Origin of the sequence: Shinella sp. H4-D48, assembly GCF_022637395.1 — a bacterium.
GTDB lineage: Bacteria > Pseudomonadota > Alphaproteobacteria > Rhizobiales > Rhizobiaceae > Shinella > Shinella sedimenti.
On record NZ_CP093337.1, the window covers coordinates 378,306 to 393,267 of the forward strand.

At 61.9% G+C, this 14,962-nt stretch carries 17 protein-coding genes; 13 read left to right on the forward strand and 4 right to left on the reverse strand.

All coding sequences use genetic code 11. The features are described from left to right. Window positions 1-4: 4 nt before the first annotated feature. Both MNR02_RS01790 and MNR02_RS01795 read right to left on the reverse strand, forming a co-directional pair. Window positions 5-562: an HNH endonuclease gene (locus MNR02_RS01790; protein WP_134649370.1), complete on the reverse strand. Its 558-nt coding sequence runs from the start codon at window positions 560-562 to the stop codon at window positions 5-7. Between the two features lie 104 nt (window positions 563-666). After that, complete coding sequence (locus tag MNR02_RS01795; RefSeq protein WP_241947873.1) at window positions 667-1,317, reverse strand: DNA-3-methyladenine glycosylase; 651 nt, start codon at window positions 1,315-1,317, stop codon at window positions 667-669. A gap of 107 nt (window positions 1,318-1,424) precedes the next feature. On the opposite strand from MNR02_RS01795, the gene gluQRS reads away from it, so the two are divergent. Next, on the forward strand, window positions 1,425-2,318 hold the full coding sequence (gluQRS, locus tag MNR02_RS01800; RefSeq protein ID WP_371746727.1) for a tRNA glutamyl-Q(34) synthetase GluQRS: 894 nt from the start codon (window positions 1,425-1,427) through the stop codon (window positions 2,316-2,318). On the opposite strand, the gene MNR02_RS01805 is transcribed toward gluQRS, so the two are convergent. After that, window positions 2,271-3,212: a YihY/virulence factor BrkB family protein gene (locus tag MNR02_RS01805; protein ID WP_241601118.1), complete on the reverse strand. Its 942-nt coding sequence runs from the start codon at window positions 3,210-3,212 to the stop codon at window positions 2,271-2,273. The two genes, gluQRS and MNR02_RS01805, sit on opposite strands and share 48 nt — an antisense overlap. A 192-nt stretch (window positions 3,213-3,404) precedes the next feature. On the opposite strand from MNR02_RS01805, the gene MNR02_RS01810 reads away from it, so the two are divergent. The 12 genes from MNR02_RS01810 to MNR02_RS01865 all read left to right on the forward strand — a co-directional run bounded on the left by MNR02_RS01810 (window position 3,405) and on the right by MNR02_RS01865 (window position 14,265). Further along, window positions 3,405-4,253 (forward strand): SDR family oxidoreductase, encoded by an 849-nt coding sequence (locus MNR02_RS01810; RefSeq protein ID WP_241947875.1) that lies wholly within the window; start codon window positions 3,405-3,407, stop codon window positions 4,251-4,253. A gap of 98 nt (window positions 4,254-4,351) precedes the next feature. Then, window positions 4,352-4,552 carry a twin transmembrane helix small protein gene (locus tag MNR02_RS01815; RefSeq protein WP_134649373.1) on the forward strand — a complete coding sequence of 67 codons (201 nt, stop codon included), beginning with the start codon at window positions 4,352-4,354 and terminating at the stop codon, window positions 4,550-4,552. Further along, window positions 4,552-5,130: a cob(I)yrinic acid a,c-diamide adenosyltransferase gene (locus MNR02_RS01820; protein ID WP_241947876.1), complete on the forward strand. Its 579-nt coding sequence runs from the start codon at window positions 4,552-4,554 to the stop codon at window positions 5,128-5,130. The genes MNR02_RS01815 and MNR02_RS01820 overlap by 1 nt, the downstream gene beginning before the upstream one ends. Before the next feature lie 33 nt (window positions 5,131-5,163). Next, the gene (locus MNR02_RS01825) at window positions 5,164-5,949 is read left to right on the forward strand and encodes a rhomboid family intramembrane serine protease (protein WP_241601121.1); all 786 of its coding nucleotides are present in this window, start codon (window positions 5,164-5,166) and stop codon (window positions 5,947-5,949) included. A gap of 184 nt (window positions 5,950-6,133) precedes the next feature. Then, entirely contained in the window at window positions 6,134-6,880 is a 747-nt protein-coding gene (locus MNR02_RS01830; RefSeq protein ID WP_241601122.1) for an electron transfer flavoprotein subunit beta/FixA family protein, read from the forward strand. Window positions 6,881-6,903: 23 nt separating this feature from the next. Then, the gene (locus MNR02_RS01835; RefSeq protein WP_241947877.1) at window positions 6,904-7,833 is read left to right on the forward strand and encodes an electron transfer flavoprotein subunit alpha/FixB family protein; all 930 of its coding nucleotides are present in this window, start codon (window positions 6,904-6,906) and stop codon (window positions 7,831-7,833) included. Between the two features lie 146 nt (window positions 7,834-7,979). Continuing rightward, window positions 7,980-8,852 (forward strand): 3-hydroxybutyryl-CoA dehydrogenase, encoded by an 873-nt coding sequence (locus MNR02_RS01840; RefSeq protein WP_241601125.1) that lies wholly within the window; start codon window positions 7,980-7,982, stop codon window positions 8,850-8,852. Window positions 8,853-8,938: 86 nt separating this feature from the next. Then, a complete protein-coding gene (locus tag MNR02_RS01845) occupies window positions 8,939-10,279 on the forward strand; it encodes a sulfatase-like hydrolase/transferase (RefSeq protein ID WP_241947878.1) in 1,341 nt (446 codons plus the stop codon). Between the two features lie 185 nt (window positions 10,280-10,464). Further along, window positions 10,465-11,448 carry a sulfate ABC transporter substrate-binding protein gene (gene cysP / locus MNR02_RS01850; RefSeq protein WP_241601128.1) on the forward strand — a complete coding sequence of 328 codons (984 nt, stop codon included), beginning with the start codon at window positions 10,465-10,467 and terminating at the stop codon, window positions 11,446-11,448. Window positions 11,449-11,519: 71 nt separating this feature from the next. After that, window positions 11,520-12,347, forward strand: coding sequence for a sulfate ABC transporter permease subunit CysT (cysT, locus tag MNR02_RS01855; protein WP_241947879.1), 828 nt, complete (start codon window positions 11,520-11,522; stop codon window positions 12,345-12,347). 2 nt (window positions 12,348-12,349) lie between these two features. Beyond that, a complete protein-coding gene (cysW, locus tag MNR02_RS01860; RefSeq protein WP_241601131.1) occupies window positions 12,350-13,246 on the forward strand; it encodes a sulfate ABC transporter permease subunit CysW in 897 nt (298 codons plus the stop codon). Then, entirely contained in the window at window positions 13,243-14,265 is a 1,023-nt protein-coding gene (locus MNR02_RS01865; RefSeq protein ID WP_241947880.1) for a sulfate/molybdate ABC transporter ATP-binding protein, read from the forward strand. Before cysW ends, MNR02_RS01865 begins: the two co-directional genes overlap by 4 nt. Before the next feature lie 2 nt (window positions 14,266-14,267). Here MNR02_RS01865 and MNR02_RS01870 read toward each other — a convergent pair whose 3' ends face one another. Further along, window positions 14,268-14,948 (reverse strand): TlpA disulfide reductase family protein, encoded by a 681-nt coding sequence (locus MNR02_RS01870; RefSeq protein WP_241947881.1) that lies wholly within the window; start codon window positions 14,946-14,948, stop codon window positions 14,268-14,270. Window positions 14,949-14,962: the final 14 nt, after the last annotated feature.

The window sequence follows — 14,962 nt, forward strand, 5'->3', positions numbered from 1 at the left end:
CCGGTCAGGGCTGCAGTTCGACGTCCCAGTAGAGATAGTCCATCCAGCTTTCGTGGAGATAGTTGGGTGGAAACAGTCGCCCGTTGTTGTGCAGATCCTGAACCGTCGGCTGGTAGGGCTTCTGATGCGGGTGCATGCCCGCCTGCTTCGGCAGCTTGCTGCCTTTTCTCAAATTGCACGGGGAGCAGGCAGCGACCACATTCTGCCACGTCGTTTCGCCGCCATGGGCGCGGGGTATGACGTGGTCGAAGGTCAGATCGTGCGGCGACCCGCAGTACTGGCATTCGAACTTGTCGCGCAGGAACACGTTGAACCGGGTAAAGGCCGGGTGGCGTGACGGCTGCACGTAGGTTTTCAGGCATACGACGCTTGGCAGGCGCATCGAAAAACTCGGAGAGGATACCGAGTGTTCGTATTCGGCAATGATGTTTACGCGGTCAAGAAATACGGCCTTGATCGCGTCCTGCCATGACCAGAGCGACAAGGGGTAATAACTCAGTGGCCTGTAGTCAGCATTCAATACGAGAGCTGGCAGGGCCTGTGGTGAAACTGAAATCGTCAAGGGCTTCTCCTGAGCGATTCGGCATCTGCCCTTCTATATTAGGCGCGTTGTTACAGCATTGTGAAGCGGGGAATGAAAAGCGAAAACAAGCTATTTCGCGTTCTTCATCCTTCAAGCACCGGAGCAACCTCCCGGCGCATCTCTCGGGCATAATATGCCCAGAAAAGCCGGGCCGAAACGCCGCGCCAGGGCGACCATGCCTCAGCGATACGGTCGAGTTCCTGCGGGCTCGGCCTTACGGCAAGGCCGAGTGCATGGGCAACGGCATTCTGTAGGGCGATATCGCCTGACGGGAAGATATCGGGATGGCCGCCGCAAAACAGCAGGTAGACGTCCGCCGTCCAGCGGCCGATGCCCTTGATGGCGGTAAGTGTGCGGGCCGCAGCCTGCGCGTCGAGCAGGCAGACGGCATCGAGGTCGAGATCGCCCCGGTCGACGGCTTCCGCGGCACGGCGCAACGTATCCGTCTTGGCGCGCGACAGTCCGATGGCCCGGCAATCATCGTCAGACAGTCCGAGGATGTGGTGGGGCGTGATGTCGCCCGCAGCCGTTTCCAGCCGGCGCCAGATCGCATCGGCGCTCGCGCGCGACACCATCTGCGAGACGATGATGCCGGCAAGGCCGCGATAGCCGGGTGCGAGCCGGCGCAGGGGTACCGGTCCTGCCTTGTCGATGACGCTGAAAAGACGGGCGTCGAGCAAAGCGAGGTCGACGAGACCTGCCGCGACATCCGCATCCGTCCTGATCATGTGCATCTGCATTTTCAAGCGGCCTCGATCTTGTGCGACGGGCACCTCTTCAGGCCGGTTCCGTCGTGCATGCCTGTAGTGACGGGACAGGGCTGTTCATGGCAGAAGACCCCATGCCAAGTGCTTTGTCAAAAAATCGCGTCTTTCGTTTCGCGCCAAGCCCGAACGGGTTGCTGCATCTCGGCCATGCGGTGTCGGCGATCCTCAACCACGATCTCGCTGCCGCCAGCGGCGGCCGCTTCCTGCTGCGCATGGAAGACATAGATCCGGCCCGCTCGCGACCCGAATTCGAAGAGGCGATCTATCGCGATCTCGCCTGGCTCGGCCTCGATTGGGAAAAACCGGTGCGCCGTCAGTCCGAGCATGTCGCGTTTTATGGTGAAGCGCTGGAGCGGCTTAAGGCGATGGGCGTGCTCTATCCGGGCTTCCTGAGCCGGGGTGAGGTGAAGGCCCGGGTGGAGGCGGCAGGTGGTGACTGGCCACGCGATCCGGACGGCGCACCGCTCTACCCGACGGAAGAGCGGGATCTTGACCGTGGGCAGGCGCTCGACTGGATTGCGGCGGGGCGCCAACACGCCTGGCGGCTCGACATGGAAAAGGCCCGTGCGCTTGCGCCGGCGACGCTGGAATGGCGGGAAACCGGCTCGGGACCGGAGGGTGAAACGGGGCAGGTGCTGGCCCGGCCGAAGCGCTGGGGCGATGTCATGCTCTCGCGACCAGATGCACCGGCGAGCTATCATCTCGCGGTAGTTCTCGACGACGCGGCGCAGGGCGTGACCGATGTGGTGCGCGGGCAGGATCTCTTCCACGCGACGGCAGTGCACCGGCTGTTGCAGAGCCTGCTCGGCCTGCCTGCGCCGACCTACCGGCACCATGGACTGGTGCTGGGTGCGGACGGACGAAAGCTCTCCAAGAGCAACCAGGACACGGGCATCGCCGCCTATCGGGAGAGGGGCGTTTCACCGTCCGGCATTCGCGCCCTGCTCGCGGGCTATGGCTTCATCTGATTCCTTCTCCTCGGCCTCAGGCTGCTGACGCACGCCGCGTATCCGGTCGAGAACCAGATGCTTGACGCGGTATTTCAGCAGCGCCGCGTTGATCTCGGCGCCGATGATGAAGATTGCTCCGATGATGTAGAGGAAGACCAGCGCGATCATGATCGAGGCGAGGCCTGCATAGGTCGATACATAGCTGGAGAATGTCGCGAGATAGGACGCGAAAGCATAGGCGCCGATGCTCCAGGCGACAAGCGTGAAGAGGATGCCCGGCAGCACGTCTGCGATCTTGCGCCGGCCGGCCGGCAGCCAGAGATGGGCGATCAGCAAGCCGATGAGCAGGACGAGGATCGTGCCGAAAAGCCCCCAGCTCTCCACCCAGGAATAGATGTAGGTCAGCCAGGGCAGCCAGTCGCCGGTGGCGCGCACGGCAAGCGGTGCCGCAACGAGCACGATGCTGAGAACCGCAAGCGCCACGACGCCCGCGATGACGAAACCCAGGCTGGCGAGGCGGGTGATGTACCAGTAGCGGGTCTCCGCTACGCGATAGGCGCGGTTGAGAGAGACGCGCAACGCCTCCACGCCGTTGGAAGCGAAGTAGGCGGCGGCAAGCACGGAAACGGTGAGCAGGCCGCCGCGTGGAATGGTCAGAACAGCCACGACCTCGCGTGAAATTGGGGCGGCGATCGATTCCGGCCATGTGTCGAAGATGAGGTGGACGGCGGTCTCGGCAAACTGGTCCGCACCGAGGAACGAGCCGAGCGCGGTACCGAAAATCAGGAACGGGAATATGGCCAGCAACGTCGAAAGGGCGACATGGCTCGCCATGGCCCAGCCATCGTCTTCGGAGAAGTGCCAGATCGCGTCGAAAACGACTCTGTAGGCAACACGGATTGGGCTAGGCATCGGCAATTCCAGTTCGTTCGCGGCCGTTTCCGGCTGCCTGTCTCATTGTCTGTCAGGACATAACCCCTTAAACCGGATTTGGTTTAAGGGGTTATGTCCTATTTCAGATTCCCCGGCCAACTTGCGCGTCGCCGCGCAGGACCCCGGCCTGTGAATATGGGAAAGGGTGGCGAATTTGTACAGGAAACCGTCATGTCTTCTCCAACTGCCGCCGATCGGCCCAGCATCATCGTCACCGGCTGCTCGTCGGGGATCGGGGCTTATTGCGCGCGTGCGCTGAAGGCGGAAGGCTGGCGCGTGTTCGCCACGGTCCGGCGCGAGGAGGACCTCGCAAGCCTTGCGGCCGACGGAATCGAAGCACTGCTGATGGACTATACGAAGCCCGACAGCATCGCCGCGCTCACCGAAGAGGTGCTGGCGCGCACCGGCGGCCGCCTCGATGCCCTGTTCAACAACGGTGCCTACGGGCAGGCCGGCGCCGTCGAGGACCTCTCCGTCGAGGTGCTGCGGGCGCAGTTCGAGACCAATGTCTTTGGCTGGCACGACCTGACGCGGCGGGTGATTCCCGTTATGCGCCGGCAGGGCCACGGCCGCATCGTGCAGTGCTCGTCCATCCTCGGCATCGTGCCCTATCGCTGGCGGGGCGCATACAACGCCTCGAAATTCGCGCTGGAAGGCCTGTCGCTGACCTTGCGCATGGAGCTTGCGGGGTCCGGAATCCATGTCAGCCTCATCGAGCCGGGCCCGATCGCCTCGCGCTTCACAGCCAATGCGCTGATGCATATCGAAAAGAACATCGACCTCGAAAACTCCGTGCATGCGGACGAGTACCGCCGGCAGCTTCAGCGCCTGCGCGGCGAATCGAAGCCGGCGCGCGGCAAACTGGGGCCGGAGGCAGTGCATGCCGTGTTGCGCCACGCGCTGACGGCGCGGTCGCCGCGTCCGCATTACATCGTGACCACGCCGGCCCGGCAGGGGGCGCTGCTCAAGAAGCTGCTGCCGGCGTCGCTCTTTTACCGTATCATCGGCCGTCTCGGCTGACGCGGCGCGTCGCCGCAGCCACGGCAACGCAAAATGCGTGCACTTTGCGCGAAATGCCCTATGTGAATGCCTGACAGAAATCAAACCGGAACGCTGGCATGTCTTCCTTCCTTACATTCCTGACACTGCTCGTCATGGGTCTTGTCGCCATCGTGCTGGTGCGCGGCCTCGTCAACATGGCAAAGGGCGGCAGCGGCAACACGTCCAACAAGCTGATGCAGGCGCGCGTCCTGCTGCAGGCAATCGCCATCGTCCTCATCATGCTGACGCTGTGGGTGACGGGAGGCGGCCGCGGCTGATGGTCAAGCTCAACAAGATCTACACCCGCACGGGCGATGACGGGACGACCGGTCTCGTTGCCGGTCCGCGCCGCAAGAAGCACGATCTGCGCGTCGAATCCTACGGCGAGGTCGACGAGGCGAATTCCTGCATCGGTCTGGCGCGCCAGCAGCTCGCCGGCCATCCTTCGCTCGACAAGACACTCATGCGCATCCAGAACGATCTCTTCGATCTCGGCGCGGATCTCGCAACGCCGGATACGGGCAAGAAGCCCGAATATGAGCCGCTGCGCATCGCCCAGTCGCAGGTTGACCGGCTGGAAAAGGAAATCGATGCGCTGAACGCTGACCTGGAGCCGTTGCGCTCTTTCGTTTTGCCGGGTGGCACGCCGGCGGCCGCAGCCCTGCATCTGGCGCGTACCGTGGCGCGCCGCGCCGAACGCCGTATCGTCGCCCTGCAGGATTGTGAGGGCGAGGCGGTCTCGGCGGCCGCCGTTGCCTACATAAACCGGCTGTCGGACTTCCTGTTCGTCGCTGCGCGTTGGGTGAACGAAAAGGGACGCACGGACATATTGTGGGTGCCGGGGCAGAACAGGTAAGGTCCCCGGCAAGGCGAGGCCGGAAGGGAACCCATGTTCATACCGCTGCATGACGCGAACTCCCTGAAATACATCAAGGTCCAGTATGTCACGATCAGCCTGATCGCCATCAATGTGGTGGTGTGGCTCGTAACGGGCTTCGCCTCGACGCAGGCCTTTTCCGATGCGGCGGTCGTCGGGCTCGGCTATATCCCCGCCGTCGTCTTCGATTTCGCGGACCTCGAGCCGGGGCTGGTGCTTGTCCCGGAGAATGCCACCTACATCACCTATGCGTTTCTGCACGGCGATTTCATGCATCTCGCCTCAAATATGCTGTTTCTCTGGGTGTTTGGCGACAATGTCGAGGATGCGCTCGGGCATTTCCGCTTTCTGGTATTCTATCTCGCCTGCGCCGCCGCCGGGGCGCTCGTACACGGGCTTGTGGAACCCTCTTCCGAAGCGCCGCTGATCGGCGCGTCCGGGGCCGTCTCCGGGGTGGTGGCGGCTTATTTCCTGCTTCATCCCAAGGTGCGCGTTTGGGTGCTGGTGTTCTTCCGTATTCCGCTGCCGCTGCCGGCGGTCATCCCGCTCGCCTTCTGGATTGCCCAGCAGTTCTATATGCTGGCGGTGGATGGCGATGGCAGCGTGTCCTGGGGCGCGCATGTCGGCGGCATCCTTGCCGGAGCGTTTCTGGTGATCGTTTTGCGGAGGCGGGGCGTGCCGCTGTTCGATCGCACCATCGTCACGCCCAAGGCTGTTCGTCATGCGGAGCAGACGCCGGTTCCCGCTGAAAAAGTCGCCGATCGCCCCGCCGTGCCGCCCACCCATTGGGGACGGTGACGTCGCACGCGCGGCAGTTTGACGTTAACGTAAAGGTTATTTATAACCGGCCCGTTTTCATGCGGAGAGGAGCCGTGCCGCATTGTAATTGGGGAAAAAACGCGTATCGATGTCGCCAACCGACAATCAGGGCGCCCTCGAAAGGCGCATTTTCCCCTCGCGGACATATGTAAGGAAGGAAGCCATGAAGATCTTGGTCCCAGTCAAGCGGGTCGTTGATTACAATGTCAAAATTCGCGTGAAGGCGGATGGCTCGGGTGTCGAGCTTGCCAATGTGAAGATGTCGATGAACCCGTTCGACGAGATTTCGGTGGAAGAGGCGCTTCGTCTGAAGGAGGCCGGCAAGGCTGAGGAAGTGGTCGTCGTGTCGATCGGCCCGGCGAAGGCCGAGGAGACGTTGCGCACCGCGCTCGCCATGGGCGCCGACCGGGCGGTGCTGGTGGAGACGGACGATGCCGTCGAGCCGCTGGCGGTTGCCAAGATCCTGAAGGGTGTCGTCGAGGCTGAACAGCCCGGCCTCGTCATTGTCGGCAAGCAGGCGATCGACGACGATTCGAACCAGACCGGCCAGATGCTGTCGGCGCTGCTCGGGTGGGCGCAGGCGACGTTCGCCTCCAAGGTCGAGATCGGCTCGGGTTCGGCTCAGGTCACCCGCGAAGTCGACGGCGGACTCCAGACCATCGAAGTGAAGCTGCCGGCCGTCGTGACGACGGACCTGCGCCTCAACGAGCCGCGCTATGCCTCGCTGCCCAACATCATGAAGGCGAAGAAGAAGCCGCTCGACAAGAAGACGCCCGGCGACTTCGGCGTCGATACCGCCCCCCGCCTGAAGGTGCTGAAGACCGAGGAGCCCTCGGGCCGCAAGGCTGGCGTCAAGGTCAAGGACGTCGCCGAATTGGTGGCGAGCCTGAAGACCGCAGGCGTTCTGTAAGGAAGATTGAGGAGATCACGATCATGGCCATTCTTCTTCTGGCAGACCACGACAACGCCACCCTTTCCGACCAGACCGCCAAGGCGCTGACGGCGGCTTCGCAGATCGGTTCGGACGTGCATGTGCTCGTCGCCGGCGCGGGCGTCAAGGCGGCCGCCGACGCCGCTGCCAAGCTGTCCGGCGTCTCCAAGGTGCTCGTCGCCGACGATGCTAGCCTCGGCAACAACCTCGCCGAGCCTCTGGCCGCGCTCATCGTGTCGCTGGCCGGCAACTATGAGGCTATCGTCTCGGCCGCGACCTCGGTGGGCAAGAACGTGCTGCCGCGCGTTGCCGCCCTGCTCGATGTCGCTCAGGTCTCGGAAATCGTCGAGGTCATCAGTGCCGACACGTTCAAGCGCCCGATCTACGCAGGCAATGCCGTTCAGACGGTTCAGTCGACCGATGCCAAGAAGGTGATCACCGTTCGCACGGCGTCCTTCACCGCAGCGCGCGAGGGCGGCAATGCACCCGTCGAAACCGTCGCAGCGGCTGCGAATCCGGGCCTCTCCACCCACGTCAATGACGCGCTGTCCTCGTCTGACCGTCCGGAGCTGACATCTGCGAAGATCATCATCTCTGGCGGCCGCGCGCTCGGCTCGTCGGAGAAGTTCCAGGAAGTCATCCTTCCAGTCGCAGACAAGCTCGGTGCTGCCGTCGGTGCCTCGCGCGCCGCCGTCGATGCGGGCTACGCCCCCAACGACTGGCAGGTCGGCCAGACGGGCAAGGTCGTCGCCCCGCAGCTCTACATCGCTTGCGGCATTTCGGGTGCCATCCAGCACCTTGCCGGCATGAAGGACTCGAAGATCATCGTCGCCATCAACAAGGACGAGGAAGCCCCCATCTTCCAGGTCGCAGACTACGGCCTCGTCGGCGATCTCTTCGAGATCCTGCCGCAGCTCGAAAAGGCGCTCTGAGCCGTCCGTGTGCCGTCTTTGCGACGATGATTTCACTGGAAATATCCGTCGCGTGCCTTTATCAATTCACCGGGCCGGCTTGACCGGCCCGGTGTTTTTTTGCCTGGGCACTGGGCTCAGGCTGAAATAACGAGGCGATTGGCGCGATGATCAAGAACGTCGGTATTGTGGGTGCGGGCCAGATGGGATGCGGCATCGCACATGTTGCTGCTCTTGCCGGATACAAGGTCCATATCTACGACCTGTCCGCCGAGCGGATCGAAGCCGGTCTCGCCACGATCCACGGCAATCTCGCCCGTCAGGTCTCGTCCGGCAAGATGTCTGACGAAGACCGGAAGAAGGCGCTGGCGCTCATCAAGGGCTCCACCGACGTGAACGATCTCTCGGATGCGGATCTTGTCATCGAGGCCGCGACCGAGGATGAGACCGTCAAGCGCAAGATTTACGGCCAGGTCTGTTCCGTGCTGAAGCCGGAGGCCATCCTCGCCACGAACACCTCCTCGCTGTCTATCACCCGCCTTGCCTCCGCCACCGACCGGCCGGAGCGCTTCATGGGTATACACTTCATGAACCCCGTTCCGGTCATGAAGCTGGTCGAGCTCGTGCGCGGTATCGCCACCGAGGAAAGCACCTTTTCCGCCGCGAAGGAATTCGTCGCCAAGCTCGACAAGACCATCACGGTCGCGGAAGATTTCCCGGCCTTTATCGTCAACCGTATCCTGCTTCCGATGATCAACGAGGCCATCTACACTCTCTATGAGGGCGTCGGTTCGGTCGAAGCCATCGATACGGCCATGAAGCTCGGCGCCAACCATCCCATGGGCCCGCTTCAGCTCGCCGATTTCATCGGCCTGGATACCTGCCTGTCGATCATGCAGGTCCTGCATGACGGTCTCGCCGATTCCAAGTACCGCCCGTGCCCGCTGCTGGTGAAATACGTCGAGGCCGGCTGGCTCGGCCGCAAATCCGGCCGCGGCTTCTACGACTATCGCGGCGAAGTGCCGGTTCCCACGCGCTGAGGCGTATAAAGCTTCGACTTCAGTTCTTTTGAAAGAATTCAATGGTATCTCACGAGGACTAGGTTATTCAGTCTCGCGACGGTACTATGACGGATATTTCTATCTTACCGGAAGAGCGCGGCGCGCAGCGTTTCATCGGACGTGGCGCTCTTCTGTTCGTGCTGATCGTCGGGCTCCTGCCCAATCTCTTTTTTCTTGTGGTGATGCCGTTCTTCATCGCCGAACGGTTGATTACGCCGTTGCTCTATGTGACTGCGGCGATTGCCGCACTCTTCCTGCCGCGTTTCGCAGTCTATGCTCTTTTCTTCATAATTGCCGTCATCGATCTCTGCCTTATCGTCATGGTGGCTTTTCACCTGCCGCTTGCCCTGGCGATCGATTCCGTGCGGTATATGGCGACGATCGACGTATCGGCTTCCAGTTTCTATGTGGCTGTCATCAGTATAAACCTCGCGTTTGCCCTGGTTTCTGCGTGGCTGTTCGATCGAAACCGCACCGAGATACAGTTGGCATCGCCGCTACCCGTGCTTCTTGTCGCATTGTCGCTCATGGCTGCGGACTTTCACTTCAACTTTCATTACTTCCCCAAGTCTACATCTGTTTTTGACAGCGCCGATTCCCAAAACGGGTTGAGTACCGACGCGGTCGCCGCGCGCGGCGGTAAGCTGCTCATCGTGATGGTAGAGGAGCTCGGTGCTTTTGCTGATCCTGCAGAGAAAAAAATTCTCAGCAGTAAACTGGAAAAAGCCGCCTCACACGCTGGTTACGCCTTCTCCAGTGGAACCACGCCTTATTCAGGCTCCACGACGGGTGCCGCGTCCCGGGAATTGTGTGGGCGCTGGGGTGATCATCGCGATTATATCGCTGGTGCCCATACGGACAATTGCCTGCCGAAACTTCTTCGTGAGCGGGGTTACGAGACTGTTGCCTATCATGGTTACACGTCCGACATGTTTGAGCGACACACTTGGTACCCCAATATCGGTTTCTCGGAATTCCATTCCATGGAAACGATGGTCCGGGATGCGCCGATGCTGGCCGCGCGCCGTTGCGGCAGCGTTTTTCTCGGGTTGTGTGACAGCGATGTCGGCGCCTTGGTTCATTCCCGCCTACTTGAGCCGGGCGATAAACCGAAGTTTGTCTATTGGCTCACACTCAATTCGCATGTGCCGTTTGTCGCGAAGGACCGGGGAGCGCTGGGTTGCCGCACTGGGACTTCGCCAATTACAAACGCAACAGTGTGCGAACTGACAGAATTGTGGGGTGATGTTTTCGATGCCATCGCGGTGATAGCGGCTGATACTCGTCTACCTCCTACAGATATTCTCGTCGTTGGAGATCATCATACTCCCTTGTGGGAGCGGGCCGCGAAGGATCGCTTCACACTCGGTCTCGTGGACTGGTACATGCTGCGAAAGGCGTCCTGACCTATTTGTCAAACAGCAGGCGAAGTGCCGGTTCCCACGCGCTGAGCGGCGGAAGAATCCGTTAAAGCCTGCTTTCGGGGAAAATTGTTTCGCCTGCCGTGAGGCCCGCGACAGAGCCGTGTCTCGGATGCTCACCGGGCTGCCGGTATTGTCTGCCTCAATTCTTATTGCATTGGGGTGTTCAGATGAAACGCATTCTCCTTCTCGGCGCGGCCCTTCTCGGTCTTGCCGCTCCGATTTCCGCGCATGCAGCCGACAAGCTTTTGAACGCCTCCTATGACGTTGCGCGCGAACTCTTTGCCGCGGAGAACGAAGCCTTCGTCAAGCAGCATCCGGGCATTACGATCGACCAGTCACATGGCGGCACGTCCAAGCAGGCGCGCGCCATCGTGGAAGGCCTTGAGGCTGATGTCGTGACCTTCAACCAGGTGACGGATATCGACTTCCTCGTGAAGAACGGCTTCGTCGCCGAAGGCTGGCAGCAGAAGTTCCCGAACAATGCGTCGCCCTTCTACTCCTTCCCGTCCTTCCTCGTTCGCGCGGGCAATCCGAAGAACATCAAGGACTGGTCTGACCTTGCCCGCGACGACGTGAAGGTCATCTTCCCCAACCCGAAGACCTCGGGCAATGCGCGCTACACCTATCTGGCCGCCACCGCCTATGCCAAGGAAGCCTTCAACAACGATCCGGCCAAGGTCGAGGAATTCGTTACCAAGATCTTCGACAATGTCCCGGTCTTCGACACGGGCGGTCGCGCGGCGACGACGACCTTTGTGGAGCGCGAGATCGGCGACGTGATCATCACCTTCGAGGCCGAGACCAAGTCGATCGCCAAGCAGTATGGCGAAGACAAGTTCCAGAGCGTCGTGCCGTCTGTTTCGCTGCTTGCGGAGTTTCCGGTCGCAATCGTCGACAAGGTAGCGGATGCCAGGGGCAGCCGTGACCTCGCAAAGTCCTATCTGGATTTCCTCTATGCGCCCGAGGGCCAAAAGATCGCCGCCGAATTCGGCCATCGCGTCCATGACGAAAAGGTCGCTGCCGAATTCAAGGACCAGTTCCCGGAAATCCGCCTAGTGAATGTCGATGACGTGTTCGGTGGCTGGAAGAAGATATCCGAAGAGCACTTCGCCGAAGGCGGCACGCTGGACAAAATCTACGGCAGCCGTTGATCCGTTCGACCATTGTTTGTAGGGCAACCGGCGGGCTAGAAACCCGCCGGTTGTTGCCATGAGAAAGGACCATGCGCTTGAGACGGCGTGTACTGCCAGGATTGCCGCTCGCGCTCGGCATCACCCTCGTCTATGTGGCCATCATCGTTGTGCTGCCGCTGGCCGCGCTCGTCTTCAAGGCGGCGAGCCTCGGGCCTGAGGATTACTGGCGGATCATTTCCTCCGACCGTGCGGTTGCGAGCTACCGCGTGACGGTCACCTGTGCGCTTGCGGCGACGGCGTTCAATCTCGTCTTCGGCCTGTCGCTTGCCTGGGTTCTCGTTCGCTACCGTTTTCCCGGCCGCCGCCTGGTCGATGCGCTGGTGGACCTGCCCTTCGCGCTGCCGACCGCCGTTGCGGGCATCGCGCTGACAACGCTCTTTGCCACCAATGGATGGTTCGGCGGGCCGCTATCGCTCATCGGCATCAAGGTCGCCTATACGCCGCTCGGCATCATGGTCGCCATGAGCTTCACGAGCATTCCTTTCATCGTGCGCACGGTTCAGCCTGTTCTGGAAGAACTCGACCCTGCTCTGGAAGAGGCGGGGCAGACGCTGGGGGCAAGCGATCTCTCGATCTTCGTGACCGTCATCCTGCCGCTGCTGACGCCGGCTCTGCTGGCGGGCGTGTCACTCTCCTTTGCGCGCAGCCTTGGCGAATTCGGTGCGATCATTTTCATCGCCGGAAACCAGCCGTTCTCGACGGAGATCACCGCACTTCTCGCCTTCATCCGGCTTGAGGAATACGACTATCCGGCATCCGCCGCGATCGCCTCCGTGATGCTCCTGACGGCCTTCGTGATGCTGGCGATCACCAATTTCATGCAGGCCCGCGCCCTGCGCTACACGGTAAGGGGCTGACCATGGCGCATCATGGAAAAGGCAAGCCGCCGCGCGTGGGCGACCATCCGCTCTTCCGGCGCGCGCTCCTCACATTCGTCCTCGTTCTTGTCGGGCTGATGATCGTCGCGCCGCTCGTCGTCATCGGCGTCGAGGCATTTTCGAAGGGCGTTGCATATTTCGGGGCCTCCATCGCCGATCCCGATACCCGCCATGCCATCATGCTGACGGTGATCACGGCGCTGATCGCCGTGCCCGTCAACACAGCTTTCGGCGTGGCGGCGGCTTGGGCGATCACCAAACACGATTTTCCCGGCAAGCGATTGCTGACTGTCATCATCGAGATCCCGTTCTCGGTCTCGCCTATCGTCGCGGGCGTGGCCTATCTCTTCGTCTTCGGCCTCCAGGGCCTGTTCGGCCATGCGCTGCAGGCGATGGAGATCAAGATCCTGTTTGCGCTGCCGGGCATTGTGCTGGCCAGCATGTTCGTCACCGCACCCTTCGTGGCGCGCGAACTGATTCCGCTCATGCAGGCGCAGGGGCGTGATCTCGAGGAAGCCGCAACCTCGCTTGGCGCCAGCGGATGGCGCACTTTCTTCTCAGTCACGCTGCCCAACATCAAATGGGCTCTGCTCTACGGCGTCGTGCTCTGCAATTCGCGCGTGATGGGCGAATTCGGCGCGGTCTCGGTGGTCTCGGGCAATATTCGCGGCCAGACGAACACGCTGCCGCTGCATATCGAGCTGCTCTATCACGATTACAACGCGGCCGGCTCGTTTGCCGCCGCATCCATCCTCGCCGGCCTTGCCATCGTCACGCTCGTTGTCAAGGTGGCGCTCGAGCGGCAGGGAGCGGGCCGCATCCAGCGTCCTTCTGCTCTTGCGGGCGCCGATACCGTCACTCCGGAGGTCAAACCGTGAAGATCCGCCTCGACAATGTGGTCAAAGAGTTCGAGACCTTTCGCGCCGTGCATGGCGTCTCGCTCGATATCGACAGCGGGGAGCTGGTCGCGCTGCTTGGTCCCTCCGGTTCCGGCAAGACGACGATCCTGCGCATGGTCGCCGGCCTCGAATATGCCGATGCCGGCGCGATCTATTTCGGTGACGAGAACGCCACGGATATTCCGGTGCGCGAGCGCGGCGTCGGCTTCGTCTTCCAGCACTATGCGCTCTTCCCGCATATGACCGTTGGCGAAAACATCGCCTTCGGCATGAAGGTCTCGAAGATCAAGCGTTCGCCGCAGGCCATTGCCGCACGGGTGAAGGAATTGCTCGACCTCGTCCAGCTGAGCGGCCTCAAGGACCGTTTCCCCGGCCAGATCTCCGGCGGCCAGCGGCAGCGCGTTGCGCTGGCGCGCGCGCTCGCCGTCGATCCGCGCGTCCTGTTGCTGGACGAGCCTTTCGGCGCGCTCGATGCCAATGTGCGCCGCGACCTGCGCCGCTGGCTGCGCAAGATCCATGATGAACTCGGCATCACCACGCTTTTCGTGACGCATGACCAGGAAGAGGCGCTCGACCTCGCCGACCGTGTCGTCATCCTCAACAAGGGCAAGATCGTGCAGGAAGGCACGCCCGAAACGGTGTGTCGCAGTCCGGCCGATGCCTTCGTGATGAATTTCCTGGGGGATGCCAACCGGCTGGAGGCTGAAATCCGCGGCGGCAAGGCCCATGTCGATGGCATCGCGTTCGAGGCTGATGGAATCGCAGATGGCAGCGGGCAGATCCTGTTTCGCCCGGCCGATGTCACCTGGCGTGAGGACGGGCAGGGCATCGCCGCCAGCATCGTACGCGTGATCGACCGGCCGGATTCGCGCCGCGTGCTGGCGATGACGCGAAGCGGCCAGGCGGTGGAATTCGACACCGCGCCGGAGTTCCCGCACCGCAGAGGCGATGCGGGCTTCCTCGATATCCGCCGCCCGCGCGTTTACGCTGCGGCCTGACGTCAGCTCTTCGGGCTGGTCAGCGCTGCATTGATCAGCGCCTTGGCATCGTCGCTGTCCCAGGCGGCGGGGCCGTTCATGGCCGAGATCAGGCAGCCCTTGTCGTCCATCAGCAGTGTCACGGGCAAGCCGAAGGCAAGGCCTTCCTTCTTCAGCGTGTTGAAGACGCCCATCGACGCATCGCGATAGTAGGCGAGCTCATGGACCCCGGTCTCATCGAGGAAGGTCTTCGGCTTCTCGTCGTCGCCGGTGTCGATGTTGATCGCCACGACTTCGAACCTGTCGCTGCCAAGGTCCTTCTCCAGCGCGTTGAGTGCGGGCATTTCCTCGCGGCACGGCACGCACCAGGTCGCCCAAAGGTTTACCAGCAGGGTCTTGCCCGCGAAATCGGCGATGGTCTTCTTCTTGCCGTCGGGGCCATCGAAGACAAGTTCCGGCAGTGGACGGTGTTCGTCGACCGTGCTCATGGCGGCGACCTGTCCCTTAGAGAAGGGGGTGATGGCCTCGGCCTTGGCGGCGGTGAGCGGGCAGGCGGCGGGATCGACAGACGCGACAGCACCCGTGGCATTGCCAGACAGGCTCTCCTTCACGTATATCGCAGCACCACCGGCGAGAAGTCCGGCAAGGCCGGCAATGGCGATGAGCTTTCCTGCCGGCAGGCCGAAGGTCTTCTTTACTGACATTTCATTCTCCAGGA

Coding starts and splice junctions, on each gene's coding strand:
- MNR02_RS01795 (WP_241947873.1), bottom strand. CDS start 1,317: ATGCACATGATCAGGACGGATGCGGATGTCGCGGCAGGTCTCGTCGAC.
- gluQRS (WP_371746727.1), top strand. CDS start 1,425: ATGCCAAGTGCTTTGTCAAAAAATCGCGTCTTTCGTTTCGCGCCAAGC.
- MNR02_RS01805 (WP_241601118.1), bottom strand. CDS start 3,212: ATGCCTAGCCCAATCCGTGTTGCCTACAGAGTCGTTTTCGACGCGATC.
- MNR02_RS01810 (WP_241947875.1), top strand. CDS start 3,405: ATGTCTTCTCCAACTGCCGCCGATCGGCCCAGCATCATCGTCACCGGC.
- MNR02_RS01815 (WP_134649373.1), top strand. CDS start 4,352: ATGTCTTCCTTCCTTACATTCCTGACACTGCTCGTCATGGGTCTTGTC.
- MNR02_RS01820 (WP_241947876.1), top strand. CDS start 4,552: ATGGTCAAGCTCAACAAGATCTACACCCGCACGGGCGATGACGGGACG.
- MNR02_RS01825 (WP_241601121.1), top strand. CDS start 5,164: ATGTTCATACCGCTGCATGACGCGAACTCCCTGAAATACATCAAGGTC.
- MNR02_RS01830 (WP_241601122.1), top strand. CDS start 6,134: ATGAAGATCTTGGTCCCAGTCAAGCGGGTCGTTGATTACAATGTCAAA.
- MNR02_RS01835 (WP_241947877.1), top strand. CDS start 6,904: ATGGCCATTCTTCTTCTGGCAGACCACGACAACGCCACCCTTTCCGAC.
- MNR02_RS01840 (WP_241601125.1), top strand. CDS start 7,980: ATGATCAAGAACGTCGGTATTGTGGGTGCGGGCCAGATGGGATGCGGC.
- MNR02_RS01845 (WP_241947878.1), top strand. CDS start 8,939: ATGACGGATATTTCTATCTTACCGGAAGAGCGCGGCGCGCAGCGTTTC.
- cysP (WP_241601128.1), top strand. CDS start 10,465: ATGAAACGCATTCTCCTTCTCGGCGCGGCCCTTCTCGGTCTTGCCGCT.
- cysT (WP_241947879.1), top strand. CDS start 11,520: ATGCGCTTGAGACGGCGTGTACTGCCAGGATTGCCGCTCGCGCTCGGC.
- cysW (WP_241601131.1), top strand. CDS start 12,350: ATGGCGCATCATGGAAAAGGCAAGCCGCCGCGCGTGGGCGACCATCCG.
- MNR02_RS01870 (WP_241947881.1), bottom strand. CDS start 14,948: ATGTCAGTAAAGAAGACCTTCGGCCTGCCGGCAGGAAAGCTCATCGCC.